At 40.9% G+C, this 15,015-nt stretch carries 12 protein-coding genes; 7 read left to right on the top strand and 5 right to left on the bottom strand.

All coding sequences use genetic code 11. The features are described 5' to 3' along the window. Window positions 1-16: 16 nt before the first annotated feature. The 5 genes from mnmE to rpmH all read right to left on the bottom strand — a co-directional run bounded on the left by mnmE (window position 17) and on the right by rpmH (window position 4,089). Window positions 17-1,402 carry a tRNA uridine-5-carboxymethylaminomethyl(34) synthesis GTPase MnmE gene (mnmE, locus tag CSV63_RS15105; RefSeq protein WP_099696550.1) on the bottom strand — a complete coding sequence of 462 codons (1,386 nt, stop codon included), beginning with the start codon at window positions 1,400-1,402 and terminating at the stop codon, window positions 17-19. A 401-nt stretch (window positions 1,403-1,803) separates the two neighbouring features. Beyond that, window positions 1,804-2,628 carry an RNA-binding cell elongation regulator Jag/EloR gene (jag, locus tag CSV63_RS15100; RefSeq protein WP_099696549.1) on the bottom strand — a complete coding sequence of 275 codons (825 nt, stop codon included), beginning with the start codon at window positions 2,626-2,628 and terminating at the stop codon, window positions 1,804-1,806. Further along, window positions 2,625-3,398, bottom strand: coding sequence for a membrane protein insertase YidC (gene yidC / locus CSV63_RS15095; RefSeq protein ID WP_099696548.1), 774 nt, complete (start codon window positions 3,396-3,398; stop codon window positions 2,625-2,627). The genes jag and yidC overlap by 4 nt, the downstream gene beginning before the upstream one ends. Window positions 3,399-3,495: 97 nt before the next feature. Next, complete coding sequence (rnpA, locus tag CSV63_RS15090) at window positions 3,496-3,834, bottom strand: ribonuclease P protein component (RefSeq protein WP_099696547.1); 339 nt, start codon at window positions 3,832-3,834, stop codon at window positions 3,496-3,498. Window positions 3,835-3,954: 120 nt separating this feature from the next. Continuing rightward, window positions 3,955-4,089 carry a 50S ribosomal protein L34 gene (gene rpmH / locus CSV63_RS15085; protein ID WP_029054388.1) on the bottom strand — a complete coding sequence of 45 codons (135 nt, stop codon included), beginning with the start codon at window positions 4,087-4,089 and terminating at the stop codon, window positions 3,955-3,957. Between the two features lie 505 nt (window positions 4,090-4,594). On the opposite strand from rpmH, the gene dnaA reads away from it, so the two are divergent. The 7 genes from dnaA to CSV63_RS15050 all read left to right on the top strand — a co-directional run bounded on the left by dnaA (window position 4,595) and on the right by CSV63_RS15050 (window position 14,531). Next, complete coding sequence (gene dnaA / locus CSV63_RS15080) at window positions 4,595-5,944, top strand: chromosomal replication initiator protein DnaA (protein ID WP_099696546.1); 1,350 nt, start codon at window positions 4,595-4,597, stop codon at window positions 5,942-5,944. 171 nt (window positions 5,945-6,115) lie between these two features. Next, window positions 6,116-7,252, top strand: coding sequence for a DNA polymerase III subunit beta (gene dnaN, locus CSV63_RS15075; protein WP_099696545.1), 1,137 nt, complete (start codon window positions 6,116-6,118; stop codon window positions 7,250-7,252). 120 nt (window positions 7,253-7,372) lie between these two features. Next, window positions 7,373-7,612: a S4 domain-containing protein YaaA gene (yaaA, locus tag CSV63_RS15070; protein ID WP_099632556.1), complete on the top strand. Its 240-nt coding sequence runs from the start codon at window positions 7,373-7,375 to the stop codon at window positions 7,610-7,612. Next, entirely contained in the window at window positions 7,602-8,720 is a 1,119-nt protein-coding gene (gene recF, locus CSV63_RS15065) for a DNA replication/repair protein RecF (protein ID WP_099696544.1), read from the top strand. Before yaaA ends, recF begins: the two co-directional genes overlap by 11 nt. Window positions 8,721-8,768: 48 nt before the next feature. Next, complete coding sequence (gyrB, locus tag CSV63_RS15060) at window positions 8,769-10,691, top strand: DNA topoisomerase (ATP-hydrolyzing) subunit B (RefSeq protein WP_233192144.1); 1,923 nt, start codon at window positions 8,769-8,771, stop codon at window positions 10,689-10,691. 69 nt (window positions 10,692-10,760) lie between these two features. Beyond that, complete coding sequence (gene gyrA / locus CSV63_RS15055) at window positions 10,761-13,277, top strand: DNA gyrase subunit A (RefSeq protein WP_099696542.1); 2,517 nt, start codon at window positions 10,761-10,763, stop codon at window positions 13,275-13,277. A gap of 132 nt (window positions 13,278-13,409) precedes the next feature. Further along, window positions 13,410-14,531, top strand: a complete 1,122-nt coding sequence (locus CSV63_RS15050; RefSeq protein ID WP_099696541.1) for an HD-GYP domain-containing protein — start codon at window positions 13,410-13,412, stop codon at window positions 14,529-14,531. Window positions 14,532-15,015: the final 484 nt, after the last annotated feature.

Below are 15,015 nucleotides of genomic sequence, written 5' to 3'. Positions count from 1 at the left end.
CCCATATATAAAATCATTATTTTCCGAGGCAGAACTTCGAGAACAACTCTTTAATTAAACTATCTTGAACGGTATCTCCGATGATTTCACCAAGAATTTCCCATGTACGTGTTACGTCTATTTGAATCATGTCAACAGGAACACCTGCCTGCGCTGCTTGTACCGCATCGTCAATTGTATTGCGTGCTTGTTTTAGTAACGAAATATGACGGGCATTGGATACATACGTCAGGTCATTGGATTCCAATGAACCTTCAAAGAACAGGGCAGCTATCGCTTCTTCTAACTCGTTAATACCTTGCTCTTGCAATATAGAAGTAGTAATCACGCGATCTCTTCCTGCGATTTCATAGACTCGCTCTAGATCAATCTTTGCTGGTAAATCTGTTTTATTGACGATGACAAGCATATCCATACCAGCAACGGCTTCAAATAACCGTTCATCTTCGTCTGTTAACGCCTCAGAATTATTAACCATCAATAGAATGAGATCCGCTTCTTTCAATACCTTCCTTGAACGTTCCACACCAATCCGCTCGACAATGTCTTCCGTCTCCCGAATTCCTGCAGTATCGACAAGACGCAAAGGAACTCCACGAACGTTGACATACTCTTCTATAATATCACGGGTAGTACCCGCCACATCAGTAACGATCGCTTTGTTTTCTTGCACTAAGCTGTTGAGTAATGATGACTTTCCAACGTTCGGACGTCCAACAATTACGGTAGATAATCCTTCACGTAAGATCTTTCCTTGCTGTGATGTACGCAATAAATCATCAATCTGATTCATTACCCACGTTCCTTTTTCAACCATCAAAGGAATCGTCACTTCTTCTACATCATCATACTCCGGGTAATCTATATTAACTTCCACTTGTGCAAGTGTCTCGAGTAGCGCCTGTCGCAATTCACCGATCAAATGAGATAGTTTTCCCTCCATTTGATTAAGCGCAACGTTCATGGCCTTATCTGTTTTGGCCCTGATCAAATCCATAACGGCTTCAGCCTGGGATAAATCAATTCGACCATTAAGAAATGCTCGTTTAGTGAACTCGCCGGGTTCTGCTAATCTAGCCCCCTCCGTCAATACTAACTGGAGAACTCTATTGACGGAAGTGATGCCTCCGTGACAGTTAATCTCCACTATGTCTTCGCGCGTGAAGGTCTTTGGTGCTTTCATGATCGACACCATGACTTCCTCCACTAACTCTTCGGTGGCGGGGTCGTGTAAATGTCCATAATGAATCGTATGCGATGGTTGTTCGCAGAGTGGTTTAGCTGCCGGTGACTGAAATATACGGTCTGCAATCTTCCATGCTTCATCGCCGCTCAGACGAACGATGGCAATTGCTCCTTCTCCCATGGGAGTGGAAATGGCGGCTATCGTATCAAAATGCAAGTTTTTCACCTTCCTGGCTTTGTTGTGCACATGTGCATATCTTTTATAGCGAATACTACTTTCTAACAACCTATATTATCATAAATCGTCGGAATCTCCTAGCACGCGAATTTAAAACGTGTGGATAAATTCAGGAATTTTGAACTAAGCGTCATGGTAATTTATCATGTGCTAGCAGTCGACAAAGAACACTGTCGTTTCAAGCTTTCTAGTGTAGAAAGTTTCTTAAAATAAAATGCGTGATGGGGAAAATAATCCGGGAAATGAATGTGATTTTGGGTGGAATTTGAAGTACTAGTATGTGTCCCTAGTTAGACGCGTAACGCATTATACTTACTAAATAGTTTTCTATTTTTTCGATGACAATAAAAATCCCGCAGAAAACCTCTGCGGGATTAGTCTTATTCGATTCCTTTAATGACGATGTGTCGGTATGGATCCTTTCCTTCCGAGAATGTCTCAATATCGAGTCTGAGTGACAACGCATTATGGATGACTTTTCTCTCGTAGGAAGGCATAGGTTCAAGCGCAACCTGACGTTTTGTACGTACTGCACGGTCCGCCATCCGATCTGCCAGTTGCTCGAGTGATTGCTCGCGGCGCTCACGGTAATCTGCAACATTCACTCTAACAATTTTGAATTGTTTTGTTGCTTTATTGGCTACGAGTTGCGCTAATTGCTGGATTGCATTAAGCGTTTGCCCTCTTTTACCTATTAAGAATGCTGCTTTTTTACTTTCAAGCTGGAAATTGATGTACTTTCCTTTAGTTTCGAACGTAATCATCAAGTCTTCAATGCCCATTTCTTTGGCCATGTCCTCAATGTACTGCTTCGTTTCTTCAATAGCATCTTTTTCATTGTAGACGTCGGTTTCATGTACTCTTGTATTTTTCTTTGTATCCATTACGGGTTCCGATTGCTCGGCTTTATTTTCAGGCTGCTGAACCACTTCCCGTGGCTCAGTAACGGAGGCTACTAATTCACTTTCATCTGTAAGCGTCTGTGCTGGTTCAGTTACTCGTGTGGTGTGAATTTTAGGCTCTGGCTCTGATTTCTCTAGGACGGTTACCAGGACTTCTGCTTGTTTTACCCCGAAACCAAGAAAACCTTTCCGACCGTTTTCCACTACCTGTACCTCTACTTGTTCTATTGTTACACCTAGGTCCTGTAAAGCCGATTCTATTGCTAGCTCAACGGTTGCTGCCCTTTGTGTAAGTTGCTTCATTTCTTTTTCCCTCCTGCTTTCACTACTTCGACGTTTTTTGGTTTATCGAACGGCTTGTAGATGAAAATATTTTGGAGCAGTGAAATGATATTTCCGACGATCCAGTATAAAGCGAGAGCTGCCGGTAAGAATGAACCAAATACCATAATCATAAATGGCATGATGTACATCATCATCTTCATCTGTGGGTTATCCATTGCAGGTCCTGTACGTAGAACCGTTAATTGGAACAATCCAGCGATGATGGCAAATAGAATACTTGGTGAACCAAGTGCAACACCTAGGAAGTTGCCTAACTCAATCGTTGGCGTAGCATTCATCCGGCTGATGGCATGGTAGAAACCAATAAATATTGGCATTTGGATGATAACCGGTAGGCATCCTGCAACGGGATTAATCTTTTCATTGATCATCATCTGTTGCATTTCCTCTTGATACTTTTTCTGTGTGACAGCGTCTTTTGATTTATATTTCTCTTTCAACGCTTTAAGTCTAGGTTGAATTTCCTGCATACGCTTCGAACTTTTCGTTTGTTGAATAATCAATGGAAGTAATGCTGTACGAATAATTGCTGTGACAACGATGATAGCTAGTCCATATGTTCCTAACCAGGATTTGAACTTTATAATCAATGAAACAAGCGGCCAAACAATATATTCGTTCCAAATTCCTGTACTCTCTGCCGTGATGGGCTTTTGAAATTCCGAACAACCCGCCATAAAGACGGCAACTACAACAAGTAGTGAAAGGAACACTAATTTCTTTTTCAATGTTTTTTCCCCCAAACAGTCGCAAGATCATTTTAAAAGTTTTTTTCAGTGTAACATGATGGCTTTAATCGTTCTACATCTAGGTAGAGCTTTGATTTCACTTAAAGACTTTTGCAATTTTTAAAACATGTCTCAGATTTTTTTTGGTCGTATGGAAATCAAGCGTGGCAGCTTGATTTCTTGCGATAATAACATAATCTAGATCAGGCTTGATCTCATCATTCATTTCCAGGAATGATTGTCGAATGTAGCGCTTAATCCTGTTACGCGTAACAGCATTTCCGACCTTTTTGCTGACGGATAGGCCAATTCTGAACTCTTGCTGGTCTTCCTTCTTATAGGTATAGACAATAAACTGTCGGTTAGCAAAGGACTTTCCTTTTTTAAATACCGTTTGAAATTCTTTATTTTTTTTTATTCGCTGGCTTTTTTTCACACTAACACCTGCTTTAATTTTCTACCGTCGTAATCTACTGATCCGCTACTATGGAAGAGACCCAATATTCTTATCGAATCGCACGAATAGCTAAAAAAAAGACCACTGATGTCAGTGGCCTTATGCTGAAAGAACTTTTCTTCCTTTACGACGACGAGCTGCTAAGATTCTACGGCCGTTTTTCGAACTCATTCTTTGGCGGAAGCCGTGGACTTTAGCGCGTTTACGTTTATTTGGTTGGAATGTACGTTTCATTTCGTAAGACACCTCCTGCTTTGATTGTCTCTTTTCCTACTGTGACAGTCTTGAATAGTATAGCGATTCAGTAAAAGAATGTCAATGCTTTTCTATTCCTTCGCTCGGGATCCACTTGTAATAACTTTCACTTTCACTAAAGACTTATCCACAAAGGTAGAAAGTTTTATTCTGGATGAATTGTTCACGACTAAAATTGTGGATTTTTTAATCTGGCAATTGTCGACAAGTTTTTCACATATTCAGACCTGTGGATAACCACTTTATGCACAGGTAAGGGGATTGTGCATAAATCATCAGACTCCTTGTCAATAATCAGTTTCCCTGTTACAATTAAAAAGCTTTTGTTGTGTATATATTTTATAACCAAAATCTTATCCACATATGTGAATACAGTGTGGATAGTTTTTTCAACACTTTTCGATAATTTTTATCCACAGCCCTGGATACTGTGCATAAGCGGATTCCGGGCTTTTTAATATTTCATTGTAAAGGAGGCACACGATTGGAAAATCTATCAGGTTTATGGGAAGAAGTATTGAAGAATATTGAAGCTAGGGTTTCGAAGCCTAGTTTTGAAACGTGGTTAAAATCGACTAAATTGCTAACGTATGAAGCAGAAAATGCAACTATTTCTGTTCCAAACTCATTCGCCAAAGATTGGCTCGAAACGCATTACGTCCATTTAATCACGGGAATTTTATCCGAACTGACAGGTGAAGATCGAATCGTTGAGTTTATTGTTCCGCAAGACGTGGCAGAGAACGATATTAAATTGCCAAAAACACAGCCAAAACCTGTAGAAAAAACACCAATGGCCAACTCGGCTGGAATGCTAAATCCGAAGTATACCTTTGACACGTTCGTTATTGGGTCCGGTAATCGCTTTGCGCATGCAGCTTCATTAGCAGTTGCTGAAGCACCTGCCAAAGCTTATAATCCACTCTTTATATATGGGGGAGTCGGGTTGGGAAAGACACACTTAATGCATGCAATCGGTCATTATGTACTGGAGCAAAACCCTGCATTGAAGGTTGTGTATTTATCATCTGAAAAATTTACGAATGAGTTTATTAACTCCATACGAGACAATAAAGCCGGTGATTTCAGAGACCGCTACCGCAGCGTAGATGTCCTGTTAATTGACGATATTCAATTCATAGCTGGAAAAGAACAAACGCAGGAAGAGTTCTTCCATACATTTAATACTTTGCATGAAGAATCAAAACAAATTATTATTTCCAGTGATCGTCCACCAAAAGAAATCCCTACACTGGAAGATCGTTTACGTTCCCGCTTTGAATGGGGGCTGATTACAGACATTGCACCGCCTGATCTTGAAACGAGAATTGCAATACTACGTAAAAAGGCGAAAGCGGATGGCTTAATCGACATTTCAAACGACGTCATGTTGTACATTGCTAACCAAATTGACACCAATATTAGAGAACTTGAAGGGGCGCTGATCCGTGTCGTTGCTTACTCTTCACTAGTAAATGCGGATGTTACTACTGATTTGGCAGCCGAGGCATTAAAAGATATTATTCCAAATTCCCGTCCGCGGATTATATCCATTCTAGACATCCAAAAGGCTGTCGGAGAGCACTTTAACATTAGGTTGGAAGACTTCGTAGCGAAAAAAAGGACCCGAGCTATAGCATTTCCACGTCAAGTTGCGATGTATTTATCAAGAGAACTGACAGACTCCTCTTTACCGAAGATTGGTTCAGAGTTTGGCGGTCGTGATCATTCAACTGTTATTCATGCGCATGAGAAGATTTCCAAACAGCTCGATGAAGACAAAGCATTGCTACAAGACGTCCAAGATATTAAAAAGGTTTTAGGAAGAGCCTAATGAACTGTGGATAACTGTGGACAAGTAGTGCACGCTCGTCCACTTGTTATACACATGTGGGAAACTATGACTCTTATACATTTGGAGGGCTTTTCCACATATCCACAGGCCCTACTACTATTACTACTATATTTAATTACTTAATTATTATTATATAAGCGAGGTATCGATATGCAGTTTGAAATTATGAGAGATAGATTATTGGATGGATTAAGCGATGTTGTTAAAGCAATCAGTTCAAAAGTGACAACACCTATTTTGACAGGTATCAAATTAGAAATTACTGAAAAGGGATTGACGATGACTGGAAGTGATTCAGATATTACGATATCCACTTTCATTCCAGCAGAAGAAGATGGCACACAGATTATTCAAGTGATCCAACCAGGCACTTTAGTGTTACAAGCAAAGGTCTTTAACGAGATTATTCGCAAACTACCAACGAATGAAGTGATGGTTGAGTTACGTGACGGAATGAAAACACATATTCGTTCTGGACAGTCTGAATTTCATATTATTGCCCAAAGTGCTGATGAATATCCTATATTGCCCGATGTAAAAGATGCGGAGCGTTTTGAAATGCCTGCCGACTTGATGAAATCACTTATTAGAGAGACGGTATTTGCAGTATCCCAACAAGAGACCCGTCCAGTTCTGACAGGTGTTCAATGGATTATGAAAGAGCAAGAGCTTTACTGTATCGCAACGGATAGTCATAGATTGGCCAGAAGGATCATGACACCCGAGATTCAAGCAAGCTCACCATTCAATGCAGTTATTCCAGGAAAAAGTCTTCAGGAACTAAGCAAAATATTGCCTGACGACGCTACGGCAGTAGAAATTTTTATTGCGAATCAACAAGTATTATTCAAGCTCCATAATGTCTTGTTCTATTCAAGACTATTGGAGGGGAATTACCCTGATACATCACGTCTAATTCCTACTGAATACAAAACGTCCATTACGATTAATGGACGCAATTTATTGCAAGCAATTGATCGTGCATCTTTATTAGCCCGTGAAGATCGGAATAATATCGTGCACTTCTCAACAGACGGTAGTCCACATGTGCAAATCTCTTCTAACTCGCCAGACGTCGGAAATGTAGAAGAGTTGGTAGAAGCTGTGCATATCGAAGGGGAGCCTTTGAAAATCTCATTCAGCGCGAAATATATGATGGATGCCTTAAAAGCAATTGATGGCCAAGATCTAAAGATTCACTTCACTGGCAGCATGCGCCCGTTCATCTTAAAGTCAATTGATAGCGAAGCCATTCTACAATTAATTTTACCGGTTAGAACGTTTTAATCCGTAACTAAAGAAAATATCTTGCAATAGGGTAGTCAACATGTTGGCTACCTTTTTACTTATTGCAAAAAGTTAGGTAAACTAGAGGGACAGAATATTTTATGAGGGATTGAATTAAAAATGGAGACAGTACAGTTTGATACGGAATATATAACGCTAGGCCAATTATTAAAAATGACGAATGTTATTAGCTCAGGTGGAATGGCTAAATGGTTTTTAGGCGAAAACATTGTGTACGTAAACGGTGAGCCGGAACAACGACGAGGTAAGAAATTATATGACGGAGATGTAGTAAATATTCCGGGTGCAGGAAAATTCAAACTGTCAGCGGATGAATCTGGACAGTCGGATGCATATTGATCGGCTTAAACTAACGAACTATCGAAATTATGAGTCCCTGGAATTAAAATTCTCTCCTACGATGAATGTATTGATCGGTGAAAATGCACAAGGAAAAACCAATGTCATGGAGGCCATTTATGTATTGGCGATGGCAAAATCTCACCGTACAACAAACGATCGTGAACTTATACGCTGGGAACAAGAGTGTGGTAAAATAGAAGGGGATGTCCAACGTAAATTTGGATCTATGCCGTTAGAGCTGACGATTTCTAAAAAGGGAAAAAAGGCTAGGGTCAATCATTTGGAACAAAACCGTTTGAGTATGTACGTTGGCCAGATGAATGTAGTCATGTTTGCGCCTGAAGATTTAAATATCGTAAAGGGCAGCCCCCAGCTGCGCAGGCGTTTTTTAGATATGGAAATTGGACAGATATCGAGAGTTTATTTGCACGACTTGGTCAATTTCCAAAAGATATTAAAGCAACGAAATGCCTTGTTAAAGGCAAATCGAGGTAAATTGGATCTCCAGGATGTTATGTTCGATATTTACACGGAACAGTATATTCAAGTAGCAGTTCAAATTATTCGAAAACGTTTTTACTTTATGGAATTGCTACAAAAGTGGGCAAATCCGATCCATCAAGGAATTTCACGCGGTCTTGAAACACTAGAAGTTTCATATGGGACTTTAAAAGACCTACATTCTGGGCAGACTGCTGAAGAGATGGAAACAATTTTTGCAGATCAGTTAAAAAGTGTGCGAAGACGCGAATTAGAACGAGGGCTTACATTGATAGGTCCACATCGTGATGATTTGCAGTTTTTTGTCAATGGGTACGATATTCAGACATTTGGTTCGCAGGGGCAGCAACGGACGACCGCCCTTTCTTTAAAACTCGCGGAAATCGAGTTAGTAAAACAAGAAGTGGGCGAGACTCCAATTTTATTGCTTGATGATGTGTTATCAGAATTGGACGATTACCGACAGTCACATTTGCTCAGTACTATGCAGGGACAAGTACAAACATTTGTGACAACAACCAATATCGCGGGAATAGATCATAATACGATCCAGGAAGCAGCCATTTTTGAAGTGCATGACGGATCCGTTTCACAGAGAAAATAAATGGTTGTGGTTTGATAGTTTTGGAAAGGAAAGGTGAAAACCTTGGCAATGGAAGAAAAGGATATGCAGACAGCTTATGATGCGAGTCAGATACAAGTGTTGGAAGGCCTTGAAGCTGTCCGTAAACGTCCTGGTATGTATATTGGGACAACGAGTGCAAAAGGGCTTCATCATCTCGTATGGGAAATTGTAGACAATAGTATCGACGAAGCTCTCGCAGGTTATTGTGATCATATTGAAGTAACGATAGAGAAAGATAACTGGATTAAGGTATCCGATAATGGTCGTGGAATTCCAGTAGGCATTCAGGAATCAACGGGTAGACCAGCTGTTGAAGTCATCATGACTGTACTCCACGCAGGGGGTAAGTTCGGCGGTGGCGGATATAAAGTTTCTGGCGGTTTGCACGGCGTAGGATCTTCAGTTGTCAATGCTTTGTCAGAGAAAACAGAAGTCTACGTTAAAGTGGATAAAAAGTTATATGCAATTAAGTTTTCTAGAGGTCCTGTCTCAAAGGAACTTGAAGTCATTGGTGAATCGGATGAGACCGGCACTACAATCCGTTTCAAGGCGGATCCCGAGATCTTTACCGAAACAACGGTATACGAGTACAGCATATTAGCAACACGTTTGCGTGAACTTGCCTACTTGAACCGTGGCCTGCGTATTACCATTACCGATGAACGTGGCGAAGAACCTGTATCCGAAGTGTTTCACTATGAAGGTGGAATTAAATCCTATGTTCAGCATTTGAACGAAAAAAAAGAGCCGATTTTTGAAGACCCTATTTACATTGAAGGCGAACGCGATGGTATTACCGTTGAGGTCGCTATGCAATACAACAGCGGCTACGGTGAAAACTTATTGTCATTTGCTAATAATATTCATACGTATGAAGGTGGAACACACGAGCAAGGTTTCAAAACTGCATTAACTCGCGTGATTAACGACTATGCACGTAAAAATGGCTTATTGAAAGAGTCAGAAGACAATCTGACGGGGGACGACGTGCGTGAAGGACTGACGGCTATCGTCTCAATCAAGCACCCTGATCCTCAATTTGAAGGCCAAACAAAAACAAAATTAGGTAACTCGGAAGTCAGCACGATTACGAATTCATTGTTTTCTGAAGCACTGCAACGTTTCTTAATTGAAAATCCAGTAGTAGCACGTCAGGTAGTTGGCAAGAGTACGATGGCGGCAAGAGCACGTATGGCTGCGAAGAACGCCCGTGAATTGACACGTCGAAAATCAGCGTTGGAAATCTCGAGTTTACCAGGGAAACTATCGGATTGTTCTTCAAGGGATCCAGCTATCAGTGAGTTGTATATTGTTGAGGGTGACTCTGCCGGAGGATCGGCGAAGAATGGTCGTGATCGTCACTTTCAGGCGATTTTGCCATTACGAGGAAAAATCCTCAATGTCGAAAAAGCACGTTTGGACCGTATTCTTGGAAACGCAGAGATTCGTATGATTATTACGGCACTCGGTACAGGAATCGGTCCCGAATTTAACTTAGATAAAGCTCGTTATCATAAGCTTGTCATCATGACAGATGCCGACGTGGATGGTGCCCATATTCGTACGTTATTATTAACCTTCTTCTTCCGTTTCATGCGTCCGCTAATTGAAGCAGGTTACGTATATATTGCACAGCCACCACTTTATCGTGTGCGCTCAGGAAAAAGAGAAGAGTATTGTTACGATGAAGAAGCATTGCAGGCGATTTTGAGCAGTATGCCCGCCTCGCCAAAGCCAGATATCACACGATACAAAGGTTTAGGTGAGATGAATCCCGAGCAACTATGGGAAACAACAATGGATCCTGATAAACGCACATTCTTGCAGGTCCGTATGGATGATGCAGTGGAAGCAAATGAAACGTTTGAAGAATTAATGGGTGATGAAGTAGAGCCACGCAGAAAGTTCATTGAAGATAATGCAGTTTACGTGCAAAACATTGATACTTGATGAATCGTAAACGGCTTATAAAGCAATGACTGAACTTATAGATGTAAGTGGTGAAAGGAGCATGACAACATGGCAGATTTGCCAAAAGGCGGAGTGCAGGAAATAAATATTAATACAGAAATGAAGACCTCATTTCTAAACTATGCGATGAGCGTAATCGTTTCTCGTGCCCTTCCGGATGTTCGAGATGGTTTAAAGCCCGTACATCGCCGCATTTTGTATGCTATGCATGATTTGGGTATCACTGCGGAAAAACCGCATAAAAAGTCAGCCCGTATCGTAGGTGACGTTATTGGTAAGTACCACCCGCATGGTGATAGTGCGGTATATGACACGATGGTACGAATGGCCCAAGATTTCAGTTATCGCTACATGCTAGTAGATGGACACGGTAACTTTGGTTCTGTTGATGGTGACGGAGCAGCTGCAATGCGTTATACAGAGTCACGTATGTCGCGTATCGCGATGGAATTGTTGCGTGATATCAATAAAAATACGATAGATTTCCAAGCAAACTATGACGAGCAGGAAAAAGAACCTGTAGTCTTGCCGGGTCGTTATCCGAACTTATTGGTAAACGGTACATCGGGAATTGCCGTAGGTATGGCAACAAATATCCCGCCCCATCACCTTGGCGAAACGATTGACGCTGTACTTGCTTTGGCAGAGAATAGCGCAATCACAACCGAAGAATTGATGGAAATTATTCCAGGCCCCGATTTCCCAACTGGCGGTATAATTCTCGGCCGTAGTGGTATTCGTCGCGCTTATGAAACAGGCCGTGGGTCACTGATCATCCGTGGTAAGGCAGAAATTGAGACGGCTGCAAATGGCCGCGAAACAATTATTGTCAGTGAAATTCCATTTCAAGTGAATAAGGCAAAGTTAATCGAGAAAATTGCAGAGCTCGTGCGCGATAAAAAGATTGACGGAATTACACACTTAGCAGATGAATCGGACCGTACAGGTATGCGTATTGTTATTGAAGTACGGCGGGATGCCAATGCCAATGTATTGTTAAATAATCTGTATAAACAAACTGCCTTGCAGACTAGTTTTGGGATCAATATGCTTGCACTGGTAGACAAGCAACCAAAAGTATTGTCATTGAAGGAAATTCTATACCATTACTTAGAACACCAAAAGATAGTCATTCGCCGTCGTACACAATTTGATTTGAACAAAGCGGAAGACCGAGCACATATCTTGGAAGGATTACGTATAGCGCTTGATCATATCGATCGGATCATTGCACTAATCCGTGCATCCAAAACAACGGCTGAAGCAAAATCAAACTTAATGGAGACATTTGAGTTATCTGATCGCCAGTCCCAAGCTATTCTCGATATGCGTTTGCAACGCTTGACTGGACTGGAACGGGATAAAATCGAGTCCGAATACCAAGAGTTGTTGACACTTATTGCTGAATTGCGTGCAATTTTGGCGGATGAACTAAAACTAATTGAGATAATTCGTGAAGAACTAAGTGAAATTAAAGAGCGTTTTGCTGACGAACGTCGTACGGAGATTATGCTTGGTGGTTCTGAAATGCTAGAAGATGAGGACTTGATTCCAGTGGAAAACTCCATTGTGACATTAACTCACCAAGGGTATATTAAGCGTCTACCAGCCAATACGTATCGCAGTCAGAGACGTGGTGGTCGTGGAATCCAAGGCATGGGCACGAATGAAGATGACTTTGTAGAGCATCTACTAAATACCTCCACGCATGACACAATTTTACTGTTTACGAGCAGAGGCCGTGTATTCCGTAAAAAAGGCTATGAAGTTCCTGAATACAGCCGGACTGCCAAGGGATTGCCAATTATTAACCTACTTGACTTCCAAAAAGGTGAAAAGGTTACGGCAATGATCCCGATTGACGAGTTTACTGAAGATCATTATTTATTCTTCTCAACAAAACAAGGTGTTATTAAACGTACGTCGATAATGGACTATGCCAATATTCGTGCGAACGGCTTGATTGCTTTAGGATTGCGTGAAGATGACGAACTGATCTCCGTAAGATCAACTGATGGTACGTCAGATATTGCGATCTGTACAAAACATGGTATGATGATTCGCTTTGATGAAGAAAGTATTCGTCCGCTTGGCAGAACCGCCGCTGGTGTCCGTGGTATTAGATTACGTCAAGAGGATGAAGTAATTGGCATGGACATAGTAGATGCAGGAGACGATATTCTTGTAGTTACGGAAAAAGGTTACGGTAAGCGCACGCCTGAAAGTGAATACCGATCCCAATCACGTGGCGGTTATGGATTGAAAACTATGCATATGACGGATCGAAATGGTGCTATTGTTGCGATGAAATCAGTTAACGGAGAAGAAGACTTGATGTTAATAACGATTCACGGGATCTTAATTCGTATGTCAATTGGCGATATTTCTATATTTGGCCGATCTACACAAGGCGTTCGACTCATTCGATTGGCTGATGAGGAACGTGTAGCAACGGTCGCAAAGGTAGAAAAGGACGATGACCTTGAAGACGATTTGGATGATGAACTAGAGGAACACTTGGAAGTAACTGAAGAAGAACAACTAGACACAGACACAGAGGACTAATGAAAAGTTATTGAAGGGGCGTAATACGTCACTTCAATAACTTTTTTACTTTTAGTAGGAGAATTTACTCAGATATCTATCCATATAATTGAGAATATTATATGATAATAGATAGAGCGATGAGGAAAATAGGTGAAAGCATTGGATATTTACAAAGAGGTTAGTGATTTAAGACCAGGTAGTATTCTAAAAGAGGATCTCTACGCTAATACAAGAAATCCAATTATGGCGAAAGGCACTAAGTTAATGCTAGAGCATTTCGAAATTCTCCATTCATTTGACATTACACGCGTGCTGGTCGAATCAAAGGCACTCAGTAAGACAGAACAAGAATCGGTAGAGCAAGCGACTGATGTAAAGTTAACTCCAGAAGTGGAAAAGTTGATGAACCAAAGCGTCCCTAGAAAGTCGAGATCTTTGGAAACGCTATACGATGAAGCGGTGGAATCATACAGAAAAGAATTTGTCAGCTATAGATCTGGTAAAAAATTAGATGTTGCAGCAGTACGTACAATTGTTTTACCTTTGATTCAAGCATTTTTAGAGAATAAGGAATATGTCAGAAGACTAAATGAGTTTGCTACATTGCAAAACTATCGTGCTCATCACTCCATCAGTGTAGGCATTCTAGCAGCTTTGATAAGTGAGGCAATGGGGTATCCAAGAGGGCAAGTGCTACAAATTGGTATAGCAGGCGTACTGGCAGACAGTGGTATGGCGAAAATTGATGAAAAAATTATTGATAAAGTGGCATTTCTAACAAGTGAAGAGTTAAGTGAAGTGAAAAAACATGTCATTCACAGTTTTCAAATGGTCAATGACTCTCCATTGGTACGTCAGGAAATGAAAGTAGCAATCCTGCAGCATCACGAGCGTTTTGACGGTAGTGGTTATCCAAGGGGACTAAAAGGACAGGAGATAACGGAAATCTCTCAAATACTCTCAGTGGCAGATGTGTACCACGCTATGGCATCTGAAAGGCCATATAGACAGAAGGAGAGTTCATTTAAAGTAATCGAGTTAATGAGGGAAGAAGAGTTTGGTAAGTTTGATATGAAGGTAATTGAAGTACTTCATGAATTGATCAACAAGCTGTCCATTGGAACAAAAGTAAAACTGACGACTGACGAACTAGCAGAGGTCATTTACTTGCACCGTGATTTCCCCTTACGTCCCATTGTTAAGATACTAGATACAGGCACACATGTTGATCTATCATCTAATAGAAAAATTTCTATTGTTAAGACCTTTTAATATAATAACTTAGTAAACGATGTAGGAAATGAAGAAGATCAAGCGGGTACGGGGCTATTACATTACGGTAATGCAGTAACTTCATATCCGCGTATCGCTGTAGGTACGCGGTTTTCAATATCTATTTAAAAGAATTGATAAAAAGACTTGCATTCCTATAAACGTGGTGGTATATTTATAAGCGTCGCATCAAGCAGTCGCGAAAACATCACACTTAACAAGAAAAACTTTTTAAGTAAAAGTGTTGACAACGAAGTGATGAGATGTTAATATTAGAAAGTTGCCTCTTACGAGAGACCAACCGAATGAACCTTGAAAACTGAACAGCAAAACGTTAACGAAATACAGTTTGTGCATCTTACGGTGACACAAACAAAAGATGAGTATCTTAATTGATGCCAGCAAATGAAACTCGAGCTAATCGAATTTCTCTTATGGAGAGTTTGATCCTGGCTCAGGACGAACGCTGGCGGCATGCCTAATA

The organism is Sporosarcina sp. P34 (assembly GCF_002743375.1).
GTDB lineage: Bacteria > Bacillota > Bacilli > Bacillales_A > Planococcaceae > Sporosarcina.
This window is presented reverse-complemented; position numbering and strand designations above follow the sequence as displayed.

Coding starts and splice junctions, on each gene's coding strand:
- jag (WP_099696549.1), bottom strand. CDS start 2,628: ATGAAGCAACTTACACAAAGGGCAGCAACCGTTGAGCTAGCAATAGAA.
- rpmH (WP_029054388.1), bottom strand. CDS start 4,089: ATGAAACGTACATTCCAACCAAATAAACGTAAACGCGCTAAAGTCCAC.
- dnaN (WP_099696545.1), top strand. CDS start 6,116: ATGCAGTTTGAAATTATGAGAGATAGATTATTGGATGGATTAAGCGAT.
- yaaA (WP_099632556.1), top strand. CDS start 7,373: ATGGAGACAGTACAGTTTGATACGGAATATATAACGCTAGGCCAATTA.
- recF (WP_099696544.1), top strand. CDS start 7,602: ATGCATATTGATCGGCTTAAACTAACGAACTATCGAAATTATGAGTCC.
- gyrB (WP_233192144.1), top strand. CDS start 8,769: ATGGAAGAAAAGGATATGCAGACAGCTTATGATGCGAGTCAGATACAA.
- gyrA (WP_099696542.1), top strand. CDS start 10,761: ATGGCAGATTTGCCAAAAGGCGGAGTGCAGGAAATAAATATTAATACA.